Source organism: Serratia sp. PF-27 (genome assembly GCF_030053255.1).
Lineage (GTDB): Bacteria > Pseudomonadota > Gammaproteobacteria > Enterobacterales > Enterobacteriaceae > Serratia > Serratia bockelmannii.
Window position 1 is genome coordinate 232753 of the sequence record NZ_JASGBT010000019.1, and the last position, 22066, is coordinate 254818.

Consider the following 22066-nt stretch of genomic DNA (forward strand, 5'->3'; position numbering starts at 1 on the left):
ACGCCTGGTGTCGCTGTGACGAATGGCGCAATTGTTACACTTTCATGAAACCACGGCGGATTTTGAGCGATTCGTTAACGTTATGAAATAGAAAAACGTCCAAAAATCGTGATTATGATCACATTGATGGTTTTTTGTGGTCATTTTTATTTCGTTTTATGTTCGTTATTGTTCCTTATCAAACAAAGACCCCAATAACCGTGGCTCAATAGGCTCATAACTACCGATCCTGAGGGAGCGACATGAGCAGCTATTTTGACGGCGGCGAAACGGATGTGATCATCATCGGCGGCGGCGCCACCGGCGCAGGCATTGCCCGCGACTGTGCGCGGCGCGGCCTGCGATGCATTTTGCTGGAGCGCCACGACATCGCTACCGGCGCCACCGGCCGCAACCACGGTTTATTGCACAGCGGCGCGCGCTATGCGGTGACCGACGGCGAGTCGGCGCGCGAGTGCATCGAAGAAAACCGCATCCTGAAACGCATCGCGCATCACTGTATCGAGCGCACCGACGGGCTGTTCATCACCTTGCCGCAAGACTCGCTGGACTATCAGCAGCAGTTTATCGCGGCCTGTCGCCAGGCCGACATCGACGCCGAAGCGATCGACCCGCAGCTGGCGCTGCGGTTGGAGCCGGCGGCTAACCCGGCGCTGATCGGCGCGGTGCGCGTACCTGACGGCACCATCGATCCCTTCCGGCTGACCGCCGCCAACATGTTGGACGCGCGCGAGCACGGTGCGCAGATCCTGACCTACCACCAGGTGGTGGGATTGTTGCGCAGCGGCGATCGGGTAACGGGCGTGCGCGTTTACGACCATCAGAATCAGCGGCGCTATGAACTGCACGCGTCGGTGGTGGTCAACGCCGCCGGTATCTGGGGCCAGCAGATTGCCGAATATGCCGATTTACGCATTCGCATGTTCCCGGCCAAGGGAGCGCTGCTGATCCTCGGCCATCGCATCAACAACATGGTGATCAACCGCTGCCGCAAACCGGCGGACGCCGACATCCTGGTGCCGGGCGACACCATCTCGCTGATCGGCACCACCTCGACCCATATCGACTACGACCAAATTGACAACATGCTGGTGACCCCGCAGGAGGTGGACATTCTGATCCGCGAGGGGGCGCTGTTGGCGCCCACCCTGGCGCAGACCCGTATTCTGCGCGCCTATGCCGGGGTGCGGCCGCTGGTCGCCAGCGACGACGATCCCAGCGGGCGCAACGTCAGCCGCGGCATCGTGCTGCTCGATCACGCCGCCCGCGACGGGCTGGAAGGGTTTATCACCATCACCGGCGGCAAGCTGATGACCTACCGCCTGATGGCGGAGTGGGCCACCGACAAGGTGTGCGAAAAGCTTGGCGTAAACCGTCCGTGCACCACCGCGCAGGACGCGTTGCCCGGATCCCGCCAGTCGGTGGAGGAAACGGTGCGCAGCGTGGTTTCACTGCCCGCCAGCATCCGTGGTTCGGCGATTTACCGCCACGGCGATCGCGCCAGCCAGGTGCCGGCGGCCGATCGGCTCGACACCAGCCTGGTGTGCGAATGCGAGGCGGTGACCGCCGGGGAAGTGCGTTATGCGGTCAATTCGCTGACCGTCAATAACCTGGTGGATCTGCGCCGCCGCACCCGCGTCGGCATGGGCACCTGCCAGGGCGAACTCTGCGCCTGCCGCGCCGCCGGGCTGCTGACGCGCTTTAACGTCAGCACGCCGCAGCAATCCATCGCGCAGCTGTCGCAGTTCCTCAACGAACGCTGGAAAGGCGTACGGCCGATCGCCTGGGGCGATGCGCTGCGCGAGAGCGAATTTACCAGCTGGGTTTACCAGGGATTATGCGGGCTTGAAGCCCAGGCCGGCCAGGAGCAGGAGGCAGATGATGCGATTTGACGTCGTGGTGATTGGCGGCGGTCTGGCGGGCCTGAGCTGCGCCATTGCCGTGGCCGAACAGGGCAAGCGCTGCGCGGTGGTCAGTTCTGGCCAGAGCGCGCTCTACTTCTCCTCCGGCTCGCTCGACCTGTTGGCGAGATTGCCGGACGGCACGCCGGTCGAGATGCCGCTGGCGGCGTTGCCGCAGCTGGCGCAGCAGGCGCCGCAGCATCCGTATGCCCTGATCGGGCCCGGCCGGGTGGCGGCGCTGTCCGCTGCCGCACAGCGGCTGCTGGAGCGCTGCGGGTTGAACCTGCAGGGGGAGGGAACCAATAACCATCTGCGCATTACGCCGCTGGGCACGCGCCGCGCCACCTGGCTCAGCCCGCAGGCGATCCCGACGCTGCCGCTGACCGGCCAACTGCCGTGGCGGCGCATCGCGGTGATCGGCATCGAAGGGTTCCTCGACTTCCAGCCGCAGATGGCCGCCGATTCCCTGAGCCGCGAGCTCGGCGTGCAGACGGACGTGGCCTATCTGCACATGCCGGCGCTGGACAGATTGCGCAATAACCCCAGTGAGTTCCGCGCGGTGAACATCGCCCGGGTACTGGATTTGATGGAAAGCCTGCCGCCGATGGCCGAAGAGCTGCGGCGGCTGGCGGGCGAGGCCGAGGCGCTCTTCCTGCCGGCCTGTCTGGGCCTGGAGGACGATGCGTCGCTGGCGGTGTTGCAGGATGCGGTCGGCAAACCGATCCGACTGCTGCCGACGTTGCCGCCTTCGGTGCCCGGCATGCGCTTGCATCAGGCGCTGCGGCGGCGTTTTCAGCAGCTGGGCGGCATTTTCATGCCCGGCGACAGCGTGCTGCGCGCCGAGAGCGAGGCCGGCCGCATCACCGGTTTGTACACCCGCAACCACGGCGATATTCCGCTGCGAGCGCAGCAGGTGGTACTGGCCAGCGGCAGCTTCTTCAGCAATGGGCTGGTGGCCGATTTCGACCGGGTGCGTGAGCCGATCTTTGGGCTGGACGTACACAGCCGGGCGGATCGCGCCGACTGGAGCCGACGCGAGCTGTTCGCGCCGCAGCCTTACCTGCAGTTCGGCGTGCGTACCGACGGCAGGCTGCGGGCGATGAAGCAGGGAGTGCCGTTCGACAACCTGTACGCCATCGGCGCGGTCGCCGGTGGCTACGATCCGCTGCAGCAGGGCTGCGGCGCCGGCGTGTCATTGATCGGCGCGCTGCACGTCGCGCAGCAGATCGCCGCGGAGGAGAACGTATGAGCCTGCATCGGGACCACAGCTTTGAAAGCTGCATCAAATGCACCGTCTGCACCACTTACTGCCCGGTCGCCAAAGTGAACCCGCTCTACCCGGGGCCGAAACAGGCGGGGCCGGACGGCGAGCGGCTGCGGCTGAAAGACCCGGCGCTGTACGACGAAGCGCTGAAATACTGCACCAACTGCAAACGTTGTGAAGTGGCCTGCCCGTCCGACGTCAAAATCGGCGACATTATTCAACGCGCCCGCGCCGACTTCGCCCAGAGCAAGCCGACGCTGCGCGATGCCGTACTCAGCCATACCGATATCATGGGATCGCTGTCGACGCCGTTTGCGCCGATCGTCAACGCCGCCACCGGGTTGAAACCGGTGCGCAAGCTGCTGGACAAGGCGCTGAAGATTGATCACCGTCGTGAGCTGCCGAAATATTCCTTCGGCACCTTCCGCCGCTGGTACCGGCAACAGGCGCAGGCTCAGCAGCGTTACGCTGAGCAGGTGGCATTCTTCCACGGTTGCTTCGTCAACTATAACCACCCGCAGCTGGGCAAGGATTTGGTCCGGGTGTTCAACGCGCTGGATATCGGCGTGCAGCTGCTGAAACGCGAGAAATGCTGCGGCGTGCCGCTGATCGCCAACGGGTTTATCGAGCAGGCTAAAAAGCAGGCCAGGGTCAATGCCGAATCGCTGCAGGAAACGGTGCTGGAGCGCGGCATTCCGGTGGTGGCGACCTCATCGAGCTGCACCTTCACCCTGCGTGACGAATACCCTCATCTGCTGGACGTAGACACCACTGCGGTGCGCGATCGGGTGGAGCTGGCGACGCGCTATCTCTATCGCCTGATCAATCAGGGGCGCAGCCTGCCGCTCAAGCGCACGCCGCTGCGGGTGGCTTATCACACGCCTTGCCATATGGAGAAGATGGGCTGGACCGCCTACACCCTGGAGCTGCTGCGGCAGATACCGGGGCTGGAGCTGGTGGTACTGGATTCGCAGTGCTGCGGCATCGCCGGCACCTACGGGTTCAAATCGGAGAACTACGCCACGTCGCAAGGCATTGGCGCGCCGCTGTTCCGGCAGATAGAAGAGAGCGAGGTGGATCTGGTGGTGACCGACTGCGAAACCTGCAAATGGCAGATAGAAATGTCCACCAGCAAGCGCTGCGAACATCCGATCACCCTGCTGGCGCAGGCGCTGGTATAAAAACGAAAGGGCCGGCAAACCGGCCCTCTGTGGGATTACTGCTTCAGCTTCAGGGTGGAGATGATGCCTTCGGCTTCGGTCTGCGCCTGCTGCTGATTGTCCGCCGGCAGCGTTACCTGGATGGTCAGCATGTTGTTGTTCAGCGAACCGATCAGGACGGAAGAATAAGCCTTTTCACCGCCGCTGGTGATGATGCTGTCCAGCTGACGCAGCGGCACGCCGTTGACGTCGAGCGCCTTGTTGGTGATCACCTGCAGGTTGGCGTCACGCGCGCGCTGGGTATTCTCCAGGCGCTTGGCCAGGGTCTCCAGGCTGTCGGCGGTCTTGTCGCCCAAGATGACGATCACCGCGCGCTGGCCGGTGCTGTCTGCGTAAACATGCATGTTGTTGGCCTGGTTGCCCAGCTTGCCGCTCTGATCCGCCATGCCGACCGGCAGGGTGAACGCCAGTTTACCGTCCAGCAGGCTCACCTGCTGCCCGGCCGGCGCGCTGGCTGCCGCGCCGTCTGGCGCTGCCTTGGTGTCTTTGGTGTTGCCGTCGCAGGCCGCGAGGCCAAGCGCCAGCAGGCTGATACCCATCAATTTCGCTACTTTACGCATCGGGCTTCCTTCTTCCTTTCCGGTAGGGATTCACTGTCGTATCGCAACCTATTCCAGGTTGAAATGCAAGGCAGATGTTGTCACAAGTTTTTTTCCAGTAATAGCCGATAATCAGCCACTTCGCCTTTCTTTTCCAGCTGAACAATCTGATAGTGGTGGGTGAGCAGCATCGTCAGCATGGCGCGGAACCGGTTACGGGTTTTGACCGTCAGTTGGCGATAGCCCTGCGCCCGCGCCCAGCGTTCCTGTTCGGCTAACAAGACCTGCGCCACGCCGTGGCGACGGAATGCCGGCAGCACGCCACCCAGCCAGCTGTAAAACACCGTTTCCTGCCGTTGATAACCGAGTTTGAAACCGGCCGGCTGCCCGTCTATCTCGGCGATCAACAGGCTGGCGGGGGCGGTGCCGATACGCTGCTGCAGATCGGCCAGGCTATGCAGGCCACCGAATTCGGGGATGCGTTGATAAAGGCGGTGGATTTCTTCGAGCGTGGCGGTGCGGACGATTGGGGTCATGAGCGGCCTCCAAGGATAAGGCCGCCCAGAATAGCATGACTCAGCTCAGCTGCAGGCTGCCGCTGCGCGCCGCGATGCGTTTGAGCAGCATGTTCAGCAACACGCCGTACATCGGCAAGAAGAACAGCAGGCAGATCATCACCTTGAAGCTGTAATCCACCAGCGCGATCTCCACCCAGTTGTTGGCCATGAAGGGATCGCTGCTCTTATAGAAGGCGATGAAGAAGAACGCCAGCGTATCGCTGATGTTGCCGAGGAACATCGCCGCCGCCGGCGCCACCCACCAGGCGCTGCGTTGGCGCAGACGGTTAAAGACGTGTACGTCGAGGATCTGGCCGAGCACATAGGCCATAAAGCTGGCCACGGCGATGCGCGCCACGAACAGGTTAAAACTGCTCAGCGCCGCGAAGCCCTGCCATTCTCCCTGATAGGTGACGGTGGAGATCACATAAGAGATGAACAGCGCCGGCACCATCACCGCCAGGATAATACGTCGCGCCAGCGGCGCGCCGAAGATGCGCACGGTCAGATCGGTCGCCAGGAAGATAAACGGGAAGGTAAAGGCGCCCCAGGTGGTATGGAAGCCTAAAACGGTGATCGGCAGCTGCACCAGGTAGTTGCTGGAGGTAATGATGGCGATATGAAACAGCGAAAGCCAGACCAACGCCGTGAAGCGCTGCTGTGCGGTAAACGAATACATGTTGTAGCCTTTTTAGCAGTGGGGTGAGGGAACCCAGTGTGTCTTGTCAAAACAGCAAAAAACGCTGCGCGGCGGCATGATACGCGTTTGCGCAACCAATGCAATGGTTAAATTTAACGCAAACGTTAACGCATCTTGCGCAGAAAAACTACCGGCGTAAACTAGGCGCTAATGAGATGCGGCGAGCGTTCGCCGATCGTTTTGAACGAGAAAAATTGCATGACTGACTTATTTGCCCAGGCAGACCAGACGCTCGACGCGCTGGGGCTGCGTTGCCCAGAACCGGTGATGATGGTGCGTAAAACCGTGCGCCATATGGACAACGGCGAAACGCTGCTGATTATTGCCGACGATCCGGCTACCACCCGCGATATCCCGGGGTTCTGCCGCTTTATGGAGCATACGCTGGTGGCGCAGGAGACCGAGCAGGCGCCATACCGTTATCTGCTGCGTAAAGGCGTATAACGGCGGCGCGGCCGAGTTAAAAGTTCCTTCCCCCAAATGACAACGGGCGCGGTATGCCGCGCCCGTGTTTGTTTCAGAGCTTAGCTGCGCTTTCTCAACAGCCGCAGCGCGTTGGCGGTGACCAGCGCGGTGGCGCCGGAGTCGGCCAGCACCGCCAGCCACAGCCCGGTTAACCCCAGCAGGCTGGTGATCAGGAAGACCCCTTTCAACCCCAGCGCGATGGTGATGTTTTGCCGGATATTGGCGTGGGTGGCGCGCGAGATGCGGATCATTTCCGCGACGCCCACCAGTCGGTTGTGGGTCAGGGCGGCGTCGGCGGTCTCCAGCGCCACGTCGGTGCCGCTGCCCATGGCGATGCCGATGTTGGAGGCCTTCATCGCCGGGGCGTCGTTGATGCCGTCGCCGATCATCGCCGTCGGGCGCAGTTCGCTCAGTTCGGTGACCGCGCTGACCTTATCTTCCGGCAACAGACCGGCACGATAGTCGAGGCCCAGCTCGCCGGCGATCGCCGCGGCGGCGCGCGGGTTATCCCCGGTCAGCATCACGCCGCGAATACCCAGCGCGTTCAGTTCGGCTATCGCCTGTTTGGCGTCGCTGCGTAGCGTATCACGCAGCGCCAGCAAGCCGATGGGCGCGCCGTCTTCCAGCACCACCACCGCCGTTTTACCGGCGTTTTCCAGCTTGTCTACCTGGCTCTGCCATTGTGTGGCGAGCAGGCCCGGCGCCAGCTTGCCCGGCGCACTGATCAGCACGGTCTTGCCGTCCACGATCCCTTCCACACCGACGCCGGCCAGCGCGCGGCGCGCCTGCGCCAGCGGCAGCTCAGCCCCGCTTGCGGCGGCGCGGTTGATGATCGCTTGCGCCAGCGGGTGATGTGAACCGGCCTCTACCGCGGCGGCAAGCTGCAACAGCCGTTGTTCGGTCAGCGCGCCGATGGGCAGCACGTCGGTGACCGTCGGCTTGCCTTCGGTCAGGGTGCCGGTTTTATCGAAGGCGATGGTTTGAATCTGGCCCAGTTGCTCCAGCGCCGCGCCGCCTTTAATCAGCGCGCCGCGCCGCGTGGCGGCCGCCAGCCCGGATGTGATGGCCGCCGGCGTCGAGATCACCAGCGCGCATGGACAGCCGATCAGCAGCAGCGTCAGGCCGCGATAGATCCAGGTCTCCCACGGCTGCGAGAACAGCAGTGGCGGTACCAGGATCACCGCGACGGCCAGCAGCATGATGGCTGGGGTGTAATAGCGGCTGAAGCGATCGAGGAAGCGTTCGATCGGCGCGCGGCGTTCTTCGGCCTCTTCAATAAGCTGCAAAATGCGGTCGATGGCATTTTTGCCGGGCTCGGAAATCACCTTCATCTGTGCCGCCTGATCGACGGACAGGCTGCCGGCGGCCACTTTTTCCCCTTGTTGACGCTCGACCGGCACCGATTCGCCGGTCAGGGCGCTTTCGTCAAAGCTGGCGAACGGATTGAGCAGCTCGGCGTCGGCCGGCAGGCGCCCGCCGGGCGCGATTTCAATCACATCGCCAGGGCGCAGGCTGGCGACCGGCACGCGTTTGCGTTCCGTGCCTTGCAGCAGCAGCGCATCTTCCGGCACCAGCTCCATCAGCGCCTTCACCCCGCGACGCGCACGGTTGGCGGCGTAGGATTCCAGCAGCTCGCCGACCATAAACAGCAGCAGCACCATCGCCGCCTCGGCGGTGGCGCCAATAAACAGCGCGCCGATGGCCGCCACGCTCATCAGTGTTTCGATGGCGAACGGCGTGCCGGAGCGAATCAGACGCAGCGCCTTGACGGCGACCGGCGCCAACCCGACCAGCGTGGTGGCGATAAAGGCGATGCGACCCAGCTCCGGGTTAATCCGATCCAGCACCCAGCTGACCACCATCAGGGTGGTTAACAACAGCAGCGGCGCAAATTCGCCGAAGCGCGAGGCTTTTGGCGCGGCATCTTTGGCGGTCTGAGTGCCGAGCAGGGTAAAACCGGCCTGGGCGACCGCGTCCTGGATCCGCAGGCTGAGATCGGACTGTGCGTCGACCACCAGTTTTTCAGTGGCGAACAATACGCGTGCGCTGTCAACGCCGGGGAGCGCGGTGACGGCATTTTCGATTTTCTTGGCGCAGCTGGGGCAGTCCATACCGGTGACTTTCCAGCTGAAACGTTGGCTGCCGGAAGGGGGAGCGGCGGCCAGCCTGTCGCTTTCCTCGTCCGGATCGTCGGGCGCGGTGGCGCAGCAGCCGCTATCGCCATGATCGTGATGATGGTGGGCGTGTTCGGCCTGTACGGCTGCGCTTTTCGGCTCGCTGCTGCAGCCATGCTGCGTTTTGCTGTGGCTGTGGTTGCAGCCGCACCCGCCTTCGGCGTGGTGATGTTCCTGATGATTATGGTTTTGCTGATTGTGCATAACGTCCCCCTTCGGGCTGTTAAACGGGTTTGCTCAGCTGACTCTACACCCTGGAGTCCACTCCAGAGTCAAGCGCCGGATGAGAATTATTGCTAACGGCGTTCGGGCGTAGAAAAGGGGGATTCATTCAATAATGAATAATGCGAATTTAAATATATCGGCTTTTCTTATCCCCTATTTGGGCGAAAAGGCTCGCTGCCGTTAGTTTAAATAAGAAAATAATATTCCTATAGAAACTAAAAAATCGCCCGACCTAATAATAAAGAGTTATTAATCTATAACGCTTTAGCAAAATTTACCTTTTCCCCTGAGTAAAGCCAGCATGATTCGCTTGACTCTGCAGGCCGCGTTGCTATTGAAGTTTGGTGCCAACTTATCCTCATCAAGTTTCGTTTGCTTTGTAAAGAAGCCTAAAAAGCAGCATAACAAACTTTCGTTGCGATAATAAATGGTTGATTATTTTATGTGCAGTTTTACGGTCCTGCCTATAATTGGAATCGATTACCATTTTTAATGGTGATCTTATTTGCTGATATATATGCATTAATTCTACCTAACACACTGCCGGTAACGGCGCATAAGCCCCTTCCAGCAAGCTTGAGGTTCATTAACCGTGGCTTACGGGGAGGTTATGTCTATCTGTCTGATTGATATCAATCAGGTAATGAGTGGAATCGAACCAATGCAATCTACTAAAAAGGCAATTGAAATTACTGAATCCAGCCTCGCGGCCGCGACAACCGGTTACGATGCTGTAGACGACCTGCTGCATTATCATGAGCGGGGTAACGGGATTCAGATTAATGGCAAGGATTCATTTTCTAACGAGCAAGCTGGGCTGTTTATTACCCGCGAGAACCAAACCTGGAACGGTTACAAGGTATTTGGCCAGCCGATCAAATTAACCTTCTCCTTCCCGGATTATAAGTTCTCTTCCACTAACGTCGCCGGCGACACCGGGCTGAGCAAGTTCAGCGCGGAACAGCAGCAGCAGGCTAAGCTGTCGCTGCAGTCCTGGGCCGACGTCGCCAATATCACCTTCACCGAAGTGGCGGCCGGACAAAAGGCCAATATCACCTTCGGCAACTACAGCCAGGATCGCCCCGGCCACTATGATTACGGCACCCAGGCCTACGCCTTCCTGCCGAACACCATTTGGCAGGGCCAGGATCTGGGGGGCCAGACCTGGTACAACGTCAATCAGTCCAACGTCAAGCATCCGGCGACCGAAGACTACGGCCGCCAGACGTTCACCCATGAAATTGGCCATGCACTGGGTCTGAGCCATCCGGGCGATTACAACGCCGGTGAAGGCAACCCGACCTACCGCGACGTCACTTACGCGGAAGATACTCGTCAGTTCAGCCTGATGAGCTACTGGAGTGAAACCAATACCGGTGGCGACAACGGCGGTCATTACGCCGCGGCTCCGCTGCTGGATGACATTGCCGCCATTCAGCACCTGTATGGCGCCAACCTGTCGACCCGCACCGGCGACACCGTGTACGGCTTTAACTCCAACACTGGTCGTGACTTCCTCAGCACCACCAGCAACTCGCAAAAAGTGATCTTTGCGGCCTGGGATGCGGGCGGCAACGATACCTTCGACTTCTCCGGTTACACCGCTAACCAACGCATCAACCTGAACGAGAAGTCGTTCTCCGACGTGGGCGGCCTGAAGGGCAACGTGTCGATCGCCGCCGGTGTGACCATTGAGAACGCCATTGGCGGTTCCGGCAACGACGTGATCGTCGGCAACGCGGCCAATAACGTGCTGAAAGGCGGCGCGGGTAACGACGTACTGTTCGGCGGCGGCGGGGCGGATGAGCTGTGGGGCGGTGCCGGTAAAGACATCTTCGTGTTCTCTGCCGCCAGCGATTCCGCACCGGGCGCTTCAGACTGGATCCGCGACTTCCAGAAAGGGATCGACAAGATTGATCTGTCGTTCTTCAACAAAGAGGCGCAGAGCAGCGACTTCATTCACTTCGTCGATCACTTCAGCGGCGCGGCCGGTGAAGCGCTGCTGAGCTACAACGCGTCCAACAACGTGACCGATTTGTCGGTGAACATCGGGGGTCATCAGGCGCCGGACTTCCTGGTGAAAATCGTCGGTCAGGTAGACGTCGCCACTGACTTTATCGTGTAACGCAGCAACGGAGCGCCCGGCGCAGTCTCGGCCGGGCGTGATGTGGGAGCCGGTATGAAAGGTACTTTAACGCGCGCCGCCCTGGCGGCGGGAGGCATGATGGTGACGAGTGCGGTGATGGCCGGCAGTCTGGCGCTGCCGACCGCGCAGTCGCTGGCGGGGCAATGGCAGGTAGCCGACAGCGAAAGGCAATGCCAAATCGAGTTTCTGGCCAATGAACAAAGCGAGACCAACGGCTACCAGCTGGTGGATCGGCAGCGTTGTCTGCAAAGCGTATTTGCGGCCGAGGTGGTGGGCTGGCGCCCGGCGCCGGACGGCATCGCCCTGCTGCAGGCGGATGGCAGCACGCTGGCGTTCTTCTCGCGCGACGGCGATCTGTACCGCAATCAGCTGGGTGCGGGTGATGCCCTGACGTTGAAAGCGCTGGCTTGATGAAGAAACGGGTTCGGCGCGCCGAACCCGCGGCAGGTCTCTACAGGTAGAGCGAACGCACGATCAGGAAGTGGCCGGAAAAGTAACAGAAAGCCACGATGGCGTCCGCCGCGCGGAAGGTGAAGCGGTAACGGTTGAGCAGCCAAACCACGTTGGCCAGCAGCAGCAGCGAGGTGCCGGCCAGCAGCGAGAAGCCGAAATCGGTGCTGCGCAGGAAATATTGCTCGCCTGCCAGCCAGACCATCAGCAGCGTCATCGCCACGTAGGTGACGATTGGCCAGCGCATCTCTTCCAGCCGGGTCCAAAGGGTGGCTAGCAGCAATGCACCGATCGCCAGCAGCGCCAGCGGCAGCGGCCAGAACAGACTGAACGTCATCTGGCTGGCGAAACTCAGGGTGTACAGCAAGTGGGACAGGAAAAAGGCGCCGATGGCGTACAGCACCCGCTCGCGCGGCAGCAGGAGCAGCGCATCGCCGATCAGCGTCGCCAGCAGGCCGAGTACGATCAGATAACCCGCCGCGCTGAGCACCGGCGCCTGCCAGGCAAGCAGCAACAGCAGCAACAGCGTGACGGGTTTGAACACCCAACGCTGCCAGCGCGGCCCGCGGTAAGAGGCGTCGACGAACAGCCAACCGGAAAAGAATACGGCAAGGAACGGCCAACTCATTGATGTCATCCTTATGTAGGAGGGAGCCGCAACCACCGGCTCCAAACTGTCACCCATGTCACTTCTTATTTCAGTGTAGGTAGCCTGCCGACGATCGACAATGCTTTCTTGAGAATGCTATGTTTACGCCGATTTGGCCGTGAAGGAAATGGGAAACCGATGAGTAAGCCACCGTTATTTTTTGTCGCCGTCATTGCGTTGATCGCCGTGCTGGCCACGCAACGCTACTTCAAACAGCGCCAGCAGGAGGCGGAAAACGACCGTGCGCCGATGCGCAGTCTGCAGGTGACGGTGAGCGACAAGCGGAGCTTCTCGGTCGCCAAGACCCGTGCGCCGCAGCGCGAGCCGTTGGTCAACGAGCCGATGTATTACGAGGTGGTGTTCAGCCCGAACCAGGGCGGTGAAGACATTACGCTGCGGCTGAAGCAATGGCAGTACAACCCGATAGAAAAAGGCGCGCACGGCACGTTAAACATGCAGGGCACGCGCTTCGTCTCGTTCACCGTTCAGCCGTAGCGGTCACTTTTTCTTGATGGGCGGCTGTTTCTTTTGCCAGGCCAGCAGCTCAAACACGCCAAAGATAAAGATCTTGGCCTCTTGCCAGTAGCTGATCGGCTGATCCTTCGGCTGGGTGGATTTCAACAGCACCAGCTGCAGGCCGTGCATCACCACCATAAAAAACAGCGCCACGTCGATGAAATACTTCAGCGGCTTGGGAAACGGATGGAACAGGTTAGAGAGCAGGAAGCCCCATACGCACAGCATCAGCAGGCGGCCCAGATTAATCAGCATGGTCGGTTTTCTCTTTCGAACGAAGATAAAGGCGATAAGCCACCTGACCGGCGACCTTCTCCCGGTGCAACTGCCAGCTGGCAGGCACGTCCGCCGCGGCGCTTTCCGCCTCGGCTTCTACATAGATCCATGCCTCGTCGGCCAGCCAGCCACGCTGCTCCAGCAACAAGACGGTCTCCGCCAGCAGGCCTTTGCGAAACGGCGGATCGAGGAACACCACGTCGAACGGTTGACCGTCGCCCGCCAGCCAGCTCAGCGCGTTGGTGTTGATAACTACCCCTTTGCCCTGCAGCAGCGCCAGATTTTTTTCCAGTTGCTGCGCCACCGGCCGCTCGAATTCTAACAGCGTGGCGCTGCCGGCATAGCGCGACAGCGCTTCCAGCCCTAATGCGCCGCTGCCGGCGAAGCAGTCCAGGCAGCGCGCGCCCTGAATCACCGGCGCCAGCCAGTTGAACAGGGTTTCGCGTACCCGATCGGTGGTGGGGCGCAGCCCCGGGCTGTTCGGCACCGGGAGCTTACGGCCGCGCCATTGGCCGCCGATGATGCGGATCTGTCCGGCTGCGGCCTGGGGCGGCTTTTTGGCCGCGGCCCGTGGCGAGAGTCTTGTCATAAGCGTTGTTTGATTTCTTTTGCGGCGCGGGGCCGCAGAGGTTAACGAAAAGTTGTCCCTATTCTACCGGTGACGGGCGTCGGGGGGAACGGTAAAACGTTGTTGTCTGATTTCACACCGGAAAGCATGCCGGATGCGTGTTGCTGCGCGAGGGAAAGTGATAGACTCGGCGGATTATTGTCAGCATATATCCTTCAGGTATGTAGGGTAAGCGAGCCTTCGGTACGGAGTAGAGTCATAACATGGCAAAAGATAAGAAACGTGGGTTTTTCTCCTGGCTGGGCTTTGGCCAGAAGGAAAAGGAAGAAGAGCAACAGCAACCTGAGCAGCCGGTAGAGCAGGCGGAACCTCAGGCCGCGGAGACGCCGGCTGAACCGGCCGCCGCCAAGCTGGATGACAAGCTCCCCGCCCAGGAATCTGAACCTGCCGCCTCCGTCGACACCCCGGGGGAGTGGGATAACGGTCAGGCCGGCGAGCAAATCGCGGAAAACCTGCCGGCGGCGGCTGAACATCCGGCGGCGCCGCAAGCGTTGGCTGAAGAGATCGTCAGCGTCACCGAGCAAGTGGTGGCGCAGCAGCAACCGGTGGTTGAACCTGAGCCGGTGGTCGAGCCTGAGCCGGTGGTTGAACCCGAGCCGGTGGTCGAACCTGAGCCGGTCGTTGAACCCGAGCCAGTGGTTGAGCCCGAGCCGGTGGTTGAACCCGAGCCAATCGTCGAACCTGAACCGGAGCCGGAAGAAGCGCCGCTTGAACCTGTGGTGCCGGCCGCTGCGCAAGAGCAGGAACGCCCGACCAAAGAAGGCTTCTTCGCTCGCCTGAAACGCAGCCTGCTGAAGACTAAGCAAAACCTCGGTTCCGGCTTTATGGGGCTGTTCCGCGGTAAAAAGATCGACGACGACCTGTTCGACGAGCTGGAAGAACAGCTACTGATCGCCGACGTCGGCGTGGAGACCACGCGCAAGATCATCACCTCCCTGACTCAGCACGCCAGCCGCAAGCAGCTGAAAGACGCTGAAGCGCTGTACGGCAAGCTGAAGGAGGAAATGTCCGAAATTCTGGCCAAGGTCGATCAGCCGCTGGATGTCAGCGGTAAAACCCCGTATGTCATCCTGATGGTCGGCGTGAACGGCGTGGGTAAAACCACCACCATCGGCAAGCTGGCGCGTCAGTTCCAGGCGGAAGGCAAGTCGGTGATGCTGGCGGCGGGGGATACCTTCCGCGCCGCCGCGGTGGAGCAGCTGCAGGTGTGGGGCGAACGCAACCGCATTCCGGTGGTGGCGCAGCATACCGGCGCGGATTCCGCTTCGGTGATCTTCGATGCGGTGCAGGCCGCCAAGGCGCGCGGCATCGATGTGTTGATCGCCGATACCGCCGGCCGTCTGCAGAATAAATCGCACCTGATGGAAGAGCTGAAGAAGATCGTCCGCGTCATGAAAAAACTGGACGACCAGGCCCCCCATGAGGTTATGCTGACGCTCGATGCCAGCACCGGCCAGAATGCGGTCAGTCAGGCGAAATTATTTAATGAGGCCGTGGGCTTAACCGGCATCACGCTGACTAAACTGGACGGTACCGCCAAGGGCGGGGTGATCTTCGCCATCGCCGATCAGTTCGGTATCCCGATCCGCTATATCGGCGTCGGGGAAGGCATCGAAGATTTGCGGCCGTTTAAGGCTGACGATTTTATTGAGGCACTTTTTGCCCGAGAGGATTAATACGGATGATTCGCTTTGAACAGGTCAGTAAAGCTTATCTGGGCGGACGGCAAGCGCTGCAGGGGGTTGATTTCCATCTGCGCCCGGCGGAAATGGCGTTTCTGACCGGCCATTCCGGCGCGGGGAAAAGTACCCTGCTGAAACTGATTTGCGGTATCGAACGGCCCAGCGCCGGCCACATCTGGTTTGGCGGGCACGACATCAGCCGTTTGAAAAACCGCGAGGTGCCGTTCCTGCGTCGGCAGATCGGCATGATCTTCCAGGATCACCACCTGCTGCTGGATCGCACGGTGTATGACAACGTGGCGATGCCGCTTATCATCGCCGGCGCCAGCACCGAAGATATCCGCCGCCGCGTTTCCGCCGCGTTGGACAAAGTCGGTTTGCTGGATAAAGCGAAAAACTTCCCGATTCAGCTGTCCGGCGGTGAGCAGCAGCGCGTGGGCATCGCCCGTGCGGTGGTGAACAAGCCGGCGGTGCTGCTGGCGGATGAACCGACCGGTAACCTGGATGATGCGCTGTCGGAAGGCATTCTGCGCCTGTTTGAAGAATTCAACCGCGTCGGCGTGACCGTACTGATGGCGACGCACGACACCGGGCTTATCGCCCGTCGCAATTACCGCATCCTGACGCTGAGCCAGGGCCGCATGCAGGGGGGCGCTCACCATGGCCAATAACGCAAAAACCGCCAAGAGCAAGGCGCTGCGCGGCGGCTGGCGCGAACAGTGGCGTTATGCCTGGATGAACGCCATCAAAGACATGCTGCGCCAGCCGTTGGCGACGCTGCTGACGGTGATGGTGATCGCCATTTCCCTGACGCTGCCGAGCGTGTGCTACATCGTGTGGAAAAACGTCAGCACCGCGGCCAGCCAGTGGTATCCGACGCCGCAACTGACGGTCTACCTGGATAAATCGCTCGATGACGACGCGGCGCTGAAAGTGCTCGACGCCATCAAGGCGGAAGCCGGCGTGGAGAAGGTGAACTACCTGTCGCGTGAAGAAGCGCGCGGCGAGTTCCGTAACTGGTCGGGCTTTGGCGGCGCGCTGGACATGCTGGAAGAGAACCCGTTGCCGGCGGTGGCGATCGTCACGCCGAAGATGAGCTTCCAGAGTTCGGACACCCTCAACACCCTGCGCGATCGCGTAGCGGCGGTGCAGGGCGTGGAAGAAGTGCGCATGGATGACAGCTGGTTTGCCCGCCTGGCGGCGCTGACCGGGCTGGCGGGCCAGATCGCGGCGATCATCGGCGTGCTGATGATCGTGGCGGTGTTCCTGGTGATCGGCAACAGCGTGCGTCTGAGCATCTTCAGCCGTCGCGACACCATCAACGTGATGAAGCTGATCGGCGCCACCGACGGCTTTATTCTGCGGCCGTTCCTCAACGGCGGGGCGATGCTGGGCTTTGCCGGTGCGCTGCTGTCGCTGGTGCTCTCCGGCGCGCTGGTGTGGCAGCTGGAGTCGGTGGTCGTCGGGGTCGCCAAGGTATTCGGCACCACCTTCACCCTGCACGGGCTGGGCTGGGATGAGGCGCTGTTGCTGCTGATCATCTCCGCGATGATCGGCTGGATCGCCGCCTGGCTGGCGACGGTGCAACATTTACGCCGATTTACACCACAGTAAGATTTTTTTGGTATACTCTTCTCCTGCTGCTTTTGATCGCGTTGCGGGAGAAGAGTGACCTCAAGCGAAGTCAGCACCACCCCTCTCTTCTTAGCGCACAAATTCCCTATCGGCCTTCACCCTCGTCACGTATTGTCAGCGACAATGCTTGCAAAAAAGGGTGAACTTTTAGGGCGGAGTACGGTCAAAAATTGCAGCAAATGTTAAGGTGCCCGGCGTGTGGAACCGCTTTTGCTTCAGCAACTGCCGTAGAATCAATCATTTCCCCGCTGTAATAATCACCTGCATGATTTTGTATTCTCATAGAGAGGGTTTGAATGACCAAAGAAATGCAAACTTTAGCCTTAGTACCCCAAGGTAGCTTGGAAGCCTATATCCGGGCAGCCAACGCCTATCCGATGCTGACGGCAGAGGAAGAGCGGGAGCTGGCTGAACGGCTGCATTATCAGGGCGATCTGGATGCCGCTAAGCAGCTCATCCTGTCTCACCTGCGCTTTGTCGCTCATATTGCCCGCAACTATTCAGGCTATGGTCTGCCGCAGGCGGATCTGATTCAGGAAGGCAACATCGGCCTGATGAAAGCCGTTCGCCGCTTCAACCCTGAAGTCGGCGTGCGTCTGGTTTCCTTTGCGGTGCATTGGATTAAGGCGGAAATCCACGAGTACGTATTGCGCAACTGGCGCATCGTGAAAGTGGCGACCACCAAAGCGCAGCGCAAGCTGTTCTTTAACCTGCGCAAAACCAAACAGCGTTTGGGCTGGTTCAACCAGGACGAAGTGGAACTGGTGGCCCGCGAGCTGGGCGTAACCAGCAAAGACGTGCGCGAGATGGAATCTCGCATGGCGGCGCAGGACATGACGTTCGATCCGACTCCGGACGACGAGGCCCGCGATGGCCAGTCGATGGCGCCGGTGCTGTACCTGCAGGACAAAAGCTCGGACTTCGCCGAAGGCATCGAGGAAGATAACTGGGAAAGCAACGCCGCAGACAAACTGGCCTATGCGCTGGAAGGTCTGGACGAGCGCAGCCAGCATATCATCCGCGCCCGTTGGCTGGATGATGACAACAAATCGACGCTGCAGGAGCTGGCCGATCAGTACGGCGTTTCCGCCGAACGCGTGCGTCAGCTGGAAAAGAACGCCATGAAGAAACTCAAAATGGCGATCGAAGCCTGAGTCGATGCGAGATTCGATAAAAAAAGCCCGGCAAGCCGGGCTTTTTAGTGCCTGAAATTCGGCGTTATGGCGCCACGGCGGTGAAGTCCGGCGCCGGGCAGCCGTAGCCGAATTTCGCCGCCCACGGATAACGGGTGCCGGTGTTGATATAGCGCTGATAAAGCGCACGGCCGGTTTTGGCATCACGCTTGATAACCCAGCTGGCAGCGTTACACAACACGGCGGCATAGGCCTGGCTCTTCGGCGGCAGCAGATCGGCCGCCTGTTGCGCCAGCCCCACCGCCTGCCAGCGATAGTGCAGGAAACGGTTGTCTTCCTCCGGTAGCGCCGCCTTGGCGCGCGCCGCTTCTGCGCTGTCGATCCAGCTTTTATGCTTTAGCTCGCGAGTATCGAACGCATCCCCCAGATAGGAATAGCCGGCGCCATAGATGGCGTAATCCGGCGTCATCTCATACCCGGTAAACTCCAGCCCCTGGGCGCGCAGCAGGTTGGCGGCGCGATAGTAAGCCTGCGCGCGCGTCAGCGGCGCGGCGGATTTGTCCTTGGCGGCCTTCAGTTCGTCGGCGAACTGCTGCGCCGCTTGCCGGTAGTTGGGGATATCGAAATAGGCCAGCGCTTCCGGCGCTCGTCCGGCGCGCATCAGCCGCCGCGCCAGCAGTTCGCGCAGCTGCACTTCCGGCGTGATCTGCTGGCCGCCGTAGTCGTCCGGATTAACCGGCTTGAGCGGCGTCGTCGGCGCCGGGGCGTGCTTATCGACAAAACCTTTCAACTCATCGACGGTCAGCACCCGCTCCGCCACGTCGGCCACGTCGGCCCAGTAGAGCGCTTTGCCGCGATACAGCAGGTCCATCGCCTGCAGATAGTCGCCGCGGTTCAGCGCCAGGATGGCCTGTTCGCCGGCCACCCGGCACTCGGGCACGATGGTTTCTGCGACGAAGTCGGCGTTGCGTTGTTCACCCCAGCTTTCGTCGGTGGGGAACGCGCTTGCCGCCTTGGCGTAGGCGGCAGTGGCGGCTTTCACGTCGCCGTCGCGCAGCGCCATTTTCGCGCGCAGCCACCACGCCAGGCCGCTGTCGCCGGCGTTTTTCAGCAGGCTCGCCGCCATCGGGTACTGCCCCGAACGGTAAGCCAACGCCGCCAGCCGATCGCTGCCGGCGAAGCCGCTTTTCACTGAGCCGTCCAGCAGCGTCAGGATCTGGCTGATGATCTGGGCGGAGCGGCCGTTGCCGTCGGTATCCGCCATTTGCAGGTTGCCGCTGCGCGCGAACAGCTCAATGGTCACCAACTGCTGGATCAACGGATCGCCGATAATCTGTTTCAGCGTGTCCAAATGGTCGGGGTTGACCAGGAGGCTGGAGACGTACTGCAGCGACTGCCCGCCGCTCGGATCGCCCTGCGCCGCCTGTTGCGCATAGAGGTGGGCGGCGAGGGCGACGTCACCCAGCCACAGGTGGATGCGCGCCTGCTGCCCAAGGCTGCTCAGCGCCAACTGATCGGGATCGGCGGCGCCGCTTTTCACCCGGTCGATCACCTGCTGGAATGCCGTCAGCGCCTGTTCAAGTTCGGCTTTAGGCGGATGCTCGGCGGCGGGAACCGCTTCACCGGATTCATTCACCGGTGTACCGTGGTCAGCCATCAGGACGCGGCCAAGCGAATACTGCGCCCGCAGTCCCCAGTCGCCCTGCTCGGCGGCCGGTAGCTTCAGCACCTGCTGGAAATAGTCTGTGGCGCGCGGATCGTGGCTGGCGAAAGCGACGGCGCCCAGTTGATAGAGACGCGCGGCGTTGGACAACCCCTGCGTATTGACGGCGTCAGCCTCTTCCACCGTTTTGGCGGCGCGCATTTTACCGATCGCGATCGTTTCCGGCGATTGCGGCATCGGTTTCGGCGGCATCGGCGGCGGCGGAGCTTGCCAGTGCGGCAACTGTTTATCCATCGGCACCAGCCGGCCGGCTTCGAAGGCGAAATTGCCCTCCGGCATATACAGTAGGGTACCGTTGCGGTCGATCAGCAGCCGGTTAGGAAAATCCGGGCCGCAGGCATAGCCGCTCAGCGGCAGTGCGGCGCCGATCAGCATGGCCAGCGGAAGAAGGCGGCGGGTGTTCCGTGCCGCGCGCGAATCAAGGTGTGACAAGGGTGCCTCCTGGCGTCAGTTGTTGGCAGCGCAGCCAACCCAACGGCCGGGATTGCCCGGCGCGCAGTTGGTCGCTGCTGATGCGAATAAAGCGTTGCTGTTGCGGTGCGGATTCCAGCCGGTAGTGGCCGACCGCGTCCGCCGCCAGGCAGTCGTCGGCGCGGATGACCACCTCTTGCGGCAGCGGGGCATCTACCGGCCCGTTGTTATGAATTATCAGGTCATACAGCCCGTTTTGCTGTGGCTGAGGCCTAAATTTTACCTGCCAGTCGACGTTCAGCGGCCGGCGCTCGATCACCGCTCGCAGCGTGGCGAGCGACCAGGCGCGCCGATCGTCCGTCAGCGGCAAGCGGAACCAGAGAATGCCGCGTAGCCGGGGCGGCGTTTGCTGCGCCAACGTCTGCAGAAAATCGGCGATCTGCTGCGGCGCGACCGTCAGCTCACGGCCGTTGCCCGCCACGCGCAGCGAAGATTCGCTCTCCACCTGCGCGCCTTGCGCATCAAAACCCAACAACGCCATGCCGTAGGCCGGCAGCGCGACGCGAAACGGCTTCGGTGTGACGGCAGCGTACTGCCGCACCCAGCGCAGCGCCAGCGGGCCGTCAAACAGCCCCTGCTGTGGCGAGAGCACCGCGTGCACCTGCAGGACGGAACTGTCGGCCTGTTGCAGTACGCCGGGCAGGTTGGGTGAGCCGATCCAGGCCGGCAGGGCGGTGATGCCGAGTTGCAAAGCGGCGGGCAGCCGTTGGCGCAGCCGCTGCAGAAAGCGTTGGTAGTCCGGCAGGCGGGCGGTGGCGGCGTCATGATCGATCTCGATGCCGGTGACGGGCAGCCCGGCCGCCTGCCAGCGCTGGGTGAGCGCCAGCAGGCGCTGGATAATGGCCTCTTGATCCAGCTGCGGCAGTTGGCCGTCGAGGCGGGCTACCAGCCAGAGTGGGCGGCCGTCCTGCTTCAGCAGGCTGAGATCGGCCGGGATTTCCCGCCAGCCTTCACGCGGATGCACCTGCAACGCCAGCACCCGCAGCTTGGCGAACAGATCGCGGCTGCTCGCCAGCGCATCGGCGTGCTGCGGCGTCCAAACTCGCTGCCAGACATAAACCTGCTGATCCCAGCCTGAGGCCAGGCGCTGCGCCTGCTGGCGCCCGGCGAACCAGGCCGCCAACCCCAGCGCAATCAAGACCAGCGCCGCCAGCCGGCGCTTCATTTTTGCCAGAGATCGCCCTGCGGCGCGAAGCCGCAGGCGCGCATGAAGTTATCGACTTCCCCACGTTCGCGCGGCGCCAGACCGGCGGTCGACAGCTGCCAATGGGCGACCTGCGGCAGCTGACGCTGCGCATCCTGTACCAGGTAAAGACCGACGCCGCGGCGGCGCGTCACTTCGCGCACCAGCAGGTCCTGCAGCTCGGCGCGGTCGTCCTGCAGCGCAATTTTTACCGCACCCAGCAGACGCTCGTTGAAGCGGGCGGCGAACAGCGCCTTGCCGTCGCTCAGCCAGCCTTGCCACTGTTCCGGCTGCTGGTGCGGCCAAATTTTACCGAGGTCGATGAGATCTTGCGGGGACAGCGCGGTCAGGCGCTCGATGGTCAGTTTCATGCAGAATTTCCGCGCAGCTAAATGATGTCGACAGTGTAATAGATCTTGTGCAGAGCGTTGTGTAAGTTTTTCTGTACGATTACTGTGCAATATGTTTTTTGCACGGGGCATTTTCCGAGTAAATAGTTAGTAAACGGATTGTTAACCAGCACAACGCA

General features: G+C 61.4%; 21 protein-coding genes. 11 read left to right on the forward strand and 10 right to left on the reverse strand.

The window, feature by feature from the left end:
* The first annotated feature begins 242 nt into the window (after positions 1–242).
* From glpA to glpC, 3 genes are read left to right on the forward strand one after another with little or no spacing between them, the layout of a single operon-like run.
* Positions 243–1892: an anaerobic glycerol-3-phosphate dehydrogenase subunit A gene (gene glpA / locus QMZ29_RS12685; RefSeq protein WP_261426217.1), complete on the forward strand. Its 1650-nt coding sequence runs from the start codon at positions 243–245 to the stop codon at positions 1890–1892.
* Positions 1882–3150: a glycerol-3-phosphate dehydrogenase subunit GlpB gene (gene glpB, locus QMZ29_RS12690; protein WP_060434789.1), complete on the forward strand. Its 1269-nt coding sequence runs from the start codon at positions 1882–1884 to the stop codon at positions 3148–3150. The genes glpA and glpB overlap by 11 nt, the downstream gene beginning before the upstream one ends.
* Positions 3147–4346, forward strand: a complete 1200-nt coding sequence (gene glpC / locus QMZ29_RS12695; protein WP_261426216.1) for an anaerobic glycerol-3-phosphate dehydrogenase subunit GlpC — start codon at positions 3147–3149, stop codon at positions 4344–4346. The genes glpB and glpC overlap by 4 nt, the downstream gene beginning before the upstream one ends.
* Positions 4347–4381: 35 nt before the next feature.
* Here the strand turns inward: glpC and QMZ29_RS12700 are convergent, their stop codons facing one another.
* The 3 genes from QMZ29_RS12700 to QMZ29_RS12710 form a co-directional block, all read right to left on the reverse strand.
* Positions 4382–4945, reverse strand: a complete 564-nt coding sequence (locus tag QMZ29_RS12700) for a DcrB family lipoprotein (RefSeq protein WP_025304887.1) — start codon at positions 4943–4945, stop codon at positions 4382–4384.
* Positions 4946–5025: 80 nt separating this feature from the next.
* Positions 5026–5460, reverse strand: coding sequence for a GNAT family N-acetyltransferase (locus tag QMZ29_RS12705; protein WP_141971670.1), 435 nt, complete (start codon positions 5458–5460; stop codon positions 5026–5028).
* A gap of 40 nt (positions 5461–5500) precedes the next feature.
* Entirely contained in the window at positions 5501–6160 is a 660-nt protein-coding gene (locus tag QMZ29_RS12710) for a 7-cyano-7-deazaguanine/7-aminomethyl-7-deazaguanine transporter (RefSeq protein ID WP_043142197.1), read from the reverse strand.
* A 219-nt stretch (positions 6161–6379) separates the two neighbouring features.
* Between QMZ29_RS12710 and tusA the strand changes: the two genes are divergently transcribed.
* The gene (gene tusA / locus QMZ29_RS12715; protein WP_025304890.1) at positions 6380–6625 is read left to right on the forward strand and encodes a sulfurtransferase TusA; all 246 of its coding nucleotides are present in this window, start codon (positions 6380–6382) and stop codon (positions 6623–6625) included.
* A gap of 80 nt (positions 6626–6705) precedes the next feature.
* Here the strand turns inward: tusA and QMZ29_RS12720 are convergent, their stop codons facing one another.
* Entirely contained in the window at positions 6706–9024 is a 2319-nt protein-coding gene (locus tag QMZ29_RS12720) for a zinc/cadmium/mercury/lead-transporting ATPase (protein ID WP_089196410.1), read from the reverse strand.
* A gap of 682 nt (positions 9025–9706) precedes the next feature.
* On the opposite strand from QMZ29_RS12720, the gene QMZ29_RS12725 reads away from it, so the two are divergent.
* Complete coding sequence (locus QMZ29_RS12725; RefSeq protein ID WP_025304892.1) at positions 9707–11170, forward strand: serralysin family metalloprotease; 1464 nt, start codon at positions 9707–9709, stop codon at positions 11168–11170.
* 54 nt (positions 11171–11224) lie between these two features.
* Positions 11225–11602, forward strand: a complete 378-nt coding sequence (locus tag QMZ29_RS12730; protein ID WP_025304893.1) for an AprI/Inh family metalloprotease inhibitor — start codon at positions 11225–11227, stop codon at positions 11600–11602.
* Positions 11603–11642: 40 nt separating this feature from the next.
* Here QMZ29_RS12730 and QMZ29_RS12735 read toward each other — a convergent pair whose 3' ends face one another.
* The gene (locus tag QMZ29_RS12735) at positions 11643–12269 is read right to left on the reverse strand and encodes a lysoplasmalogenase (RefSeq protein WP_025304894.1); all 627 of its coding nucleotides are present in this window, start codon (positions 12267–12269) and stop codon (positions 11643–11645) included.
* 159 nt (positions 12270–12428) lie between these two features.
* Between QMZ29_RS12735 and QMZ29_RS12740 the strand changes: the two genes are divergently transcribed.
* Positions 12429–12785, forward strand: a complete 357-nt coding sequence (locus QMZ29_RS12740; protein ID WP_197769470.1) for a DUF2500 domain-containing protein — start codon at positions 12429–12431, stop codon at positions 12783–12785.
* A gap of 3 nt (positions 12786–12788) precedes the next feature.
* On the opposite strand, the gene QMZ29_RS12745 is transcribed toward QMZ29_RS12740, so the two are convergent.
* Together QMZ29_RS12745 and rsmD are read right to left on the reverse strand one after the other, a co-directional pair.
* The gene (locus QMZ29_RS12745) at positions 12789–13061 is read right to left on the reverse strand and encodes a DUF1145 family protein (RefSeq protein WP_004934327.1); all 273 of its coding nucleotides are present in this window, start codon (positions 13059–13061) and stop codon (positions 12789–12791) included.
* On the reverse strand, positions 13051–13671 hold the full coding sequence (gene rsmD, locus QMZ29_RS12750; protein ID WP_025304896.1) for a 16S rRNA (guanine(966)-N(2))-methyltransferase: 621 nt from the start codon (positions 13669–13671) through the stop codon (positions 13051–13053). The genes QMZ29_RS12745 and rsmD overlap by 11 nt, the downstream gene beginning before the upstream one ends.
* 242 nt (positions 13672–13913) lie before the next feature.
* Here rsmD and ftsY point away from each other — a divergent pair, with 242 nt between their 5' ends.
* From ftsY to rpoH, 4 genes are all read left to right on the forward strand, one after another.
* The gene (gene ftsY, locus QMZ29_RS12755) at positions 13914–15386 is read left to right on the forward strand and encodes a signal recognition particle-docking protein FtsY (protein WP_164100128.1); all 1473 of its coding nucleotides are present in this window, start codon (positions 13914–13916) and stop codon (positions 15384–15386) included.
* 5 nt (positions 15387–15391) lie between these two features.
* The gene (gene ftsE / locus QMZ29_RS12760) at positions 15392–16063 is read left to right on the forward strand and encodes a cell division ATP-binding protein FtsE (protein WP_004934337.1); all 672 of its coding nucleotides are present in this window, start codon (positions 15392–15394) and stop codon (positions 16061–16063) included.
* Entirely contained in the window at positions 16053–17006 is a 954-nt protein-coding gene (gene ftsX, locus QMZ29_RS12765) for a permease-like cell division protein FtsX (protein WP_025304898.1), read from the forward strand. Before ftsE ends, ftsX begins: the two co-directional genes overlap by 11 nt.
* A gap of 317 nt (positions 17007–17323) precedes the next feature.
* Positions 17324–18181, forward strand: coding sequence for an RNA polymerase sigma factor RpoH (rpoH, locus tag QMZ29_RS12770; RefSeq protein WP_004934345.1), 858 nt, complete (start codon positions 17324–17326; stop codon positions 18179–18181).
* Between the two features lie 64 nt (positions 18182–18245).
* Here the strand turns inward: rpoH and QMZ29_RS12775 are convergent, their stop codons facing one another.
* From QMZ29_RS12775 to panM, 3 genes are read right to left on the reverse strand one after another with little or no spacing between them, the layout of a single operon-like run.
* Complete coding sequence (locus QMZ29_RS12775) at positions 18246–20258, reverse strand: hypothetical protein (RefSeq protein ID WP_392396794.1); 2013 nt, start codon at positions 20256–20258, stop codon at positions 18246–18248.
* A 43-nt stretch (positions 20259–20301) separates the two neighbouring features.
* Positions 20302–21519, reverse strand: coding sequence for a DUF3142 domain-containing protein (locus QMZ29_RS12780; protein WP_261426214.1), 1218 nt, complete (start codon positions 21517–21519; stop codon positions 20302–20304).
* Positions 21516–21908, reverse strand: coding sequence for an aspartate 1-decarboxylase autocleavage activator PanM (gene panM / locus QMZ29_RS12785; protein WP_049209366.1), 393 nt, complete (start codon positions 21906–21908; stop codon positions 21516–21518). Before panM ends, QMZ29_RS12780 begins: the two co-directional genes overlap by 4 nt.
* Positions 21909–22066: the final 158 nt, after the last annotated feature.

Excerpts from the sequence above, each read along its gene's own strand:
- glpA (WP_261426217.1), top strand. The coding sequence starts at position 243 with ATGAGCAGCTATTTTGACGGCGGCGAAACGGATGTGATCATCATCGGC.
- glpB (WP_060434789.1), top strand. The coding sequence starts at position 1,882 with ATGCGATTTGACGTCGTGGTGATTGGCGGCGGTCTGGCGGGCCTGAGC.
- glpC (WP_261426216.1), top strand. The coding sequence starts at position 3,147 with ATGAGCCTGCATCGGGACCACAGCTTTGAAAGCTGCATCAAATGCACC.
- QMZ29_RS12700 (WP_025304887.1), bottom strand. The coding sequence starts at position 4,945 with ATGCGTAAAGTAGCGAAATTGATGGGTATCAGCCTGCTGGCGCTTGGC.
- QMZ29_RS12705 (WP_141971670.1), bottom strand. The coding sequence starts at position 5,460 with ATGACCCCAATCGTCCGCACCGCCACGCTCGAAGAAATCCACCGCCTT.
- QMZ29_RS12710 (WP_043142197.1), bottom strand. The coding sequence starts at position 6,160 with ATGTATTCGTTTACCGCACAGCAGCGCTTCACGGCGTTGGTCTGGCTT.
- tusA (WP_025304890.1), top strand. The coding sequence starts at position 6,380 with ATGACTGACTTATTTGCCCAGGCAGACCAGACGCTCGACGCGCTGGGG.
- QMZ29_RS12720 (WP_089196410.1), bottom strand. The coding sequence starts at position 9,024 with ATGCACAATCAGCAAAACCATAATCATCAGGAACATCACCACGCCGAA.
- QMZ29_RS12725 (WP_025304892.1), top strand. The coding sequence starts at position 9,707 with ATGCAATCTACTAAAAAGGCAATTGAAATTACTGAATCCAGCCTCGCG.
- QMZ29_RS12730 (WP_025304893.1), top strand. The coding sequence starts at position 11,225 with ATGAAAGGTACTTTAACGCGCGCCGCCCTGGCGGCGGGAGGCATGATG.
- QMZ29_RS12735 (WP_025304894.1), bottom strand. The coding sequence starts at position 12,269 with ATGAGTTGGCCGTTCCTTGCCGTATTCTTTTCCGGTTGGCTGTTCGTC.
- QMZ29_RS12740 (WP_197769470.1), top strand. The coding sequence starts at position 12,429 with ATGAGTAAGCCACCGTTATTTTTTGTCGCCGTCATTGCGTTGATCGCC.
- QMZ29_RS12745 (WP_004934327.1), bottom strand. The coding sequence starts at position 13,061 with ATGCTGATTAATCTGGGCCGCCTGCTGATGCTGTGCGTATGGGGCTTC.
- rsmD (WP_025304896.1), bottom strand. The coding sequence starts at position 13,671 with ATGACAAGACTCTCGCCACGGGCCGCGGCCAAAAAGCCGCCCCAGGCC.
- ftsY (WP_164100128.1), top strand. The coding sequence starts at position 13,914 with ATGGCAAAAGATAAGAAACGTGGGTTTTTCTCCTGGCTGGGCTTTGGC.
- ftsE (WP_004934337.1), top strand. The coding sequence starts at position 15,392 with ATGATTCGCTTTGAACAGGTCAGTAAAGCTTATCTGGGCGGACGGCAA.
- ftsX (WP_025304898.1), top strand. The coding sequence starts at position 16,053 with ATGGCCAATAACGCAAAAACCGCCAAGAGCAAGGCGCTGCGCGGCGGC.
- rpoH (WP_004934345.1), top strand. The coding sequence starts at position 17,324 with ATGACCAAAGAAATGCAAACTTTAGCCTTAGTACCCCAAGGTAGCTTG.
- QMZ29_RS12775 (WP_392396794.1), bottom strand. The coding sequence starts at position 20,258 with ATGCTGATCGGCGCCGCACTGCCGCTGAGCGGCTATGCCTGCGGCCCG.
- QMZ29_RS12780 (WP_261426214.1), bottom strand. The coding sequence starts at position 21,519 with ATGAAGCGCCGGCTGGCGGCGCTGGTCTTGATTGCGCTGGGGTTGGCG.
- panM (WP_049209366.1), bottom strand. The coding sequence starts at position 21,908 with ATGAAACTGACCATCGAGCGCCTGACCGCGCTGTCCCCGCAAGATCTC.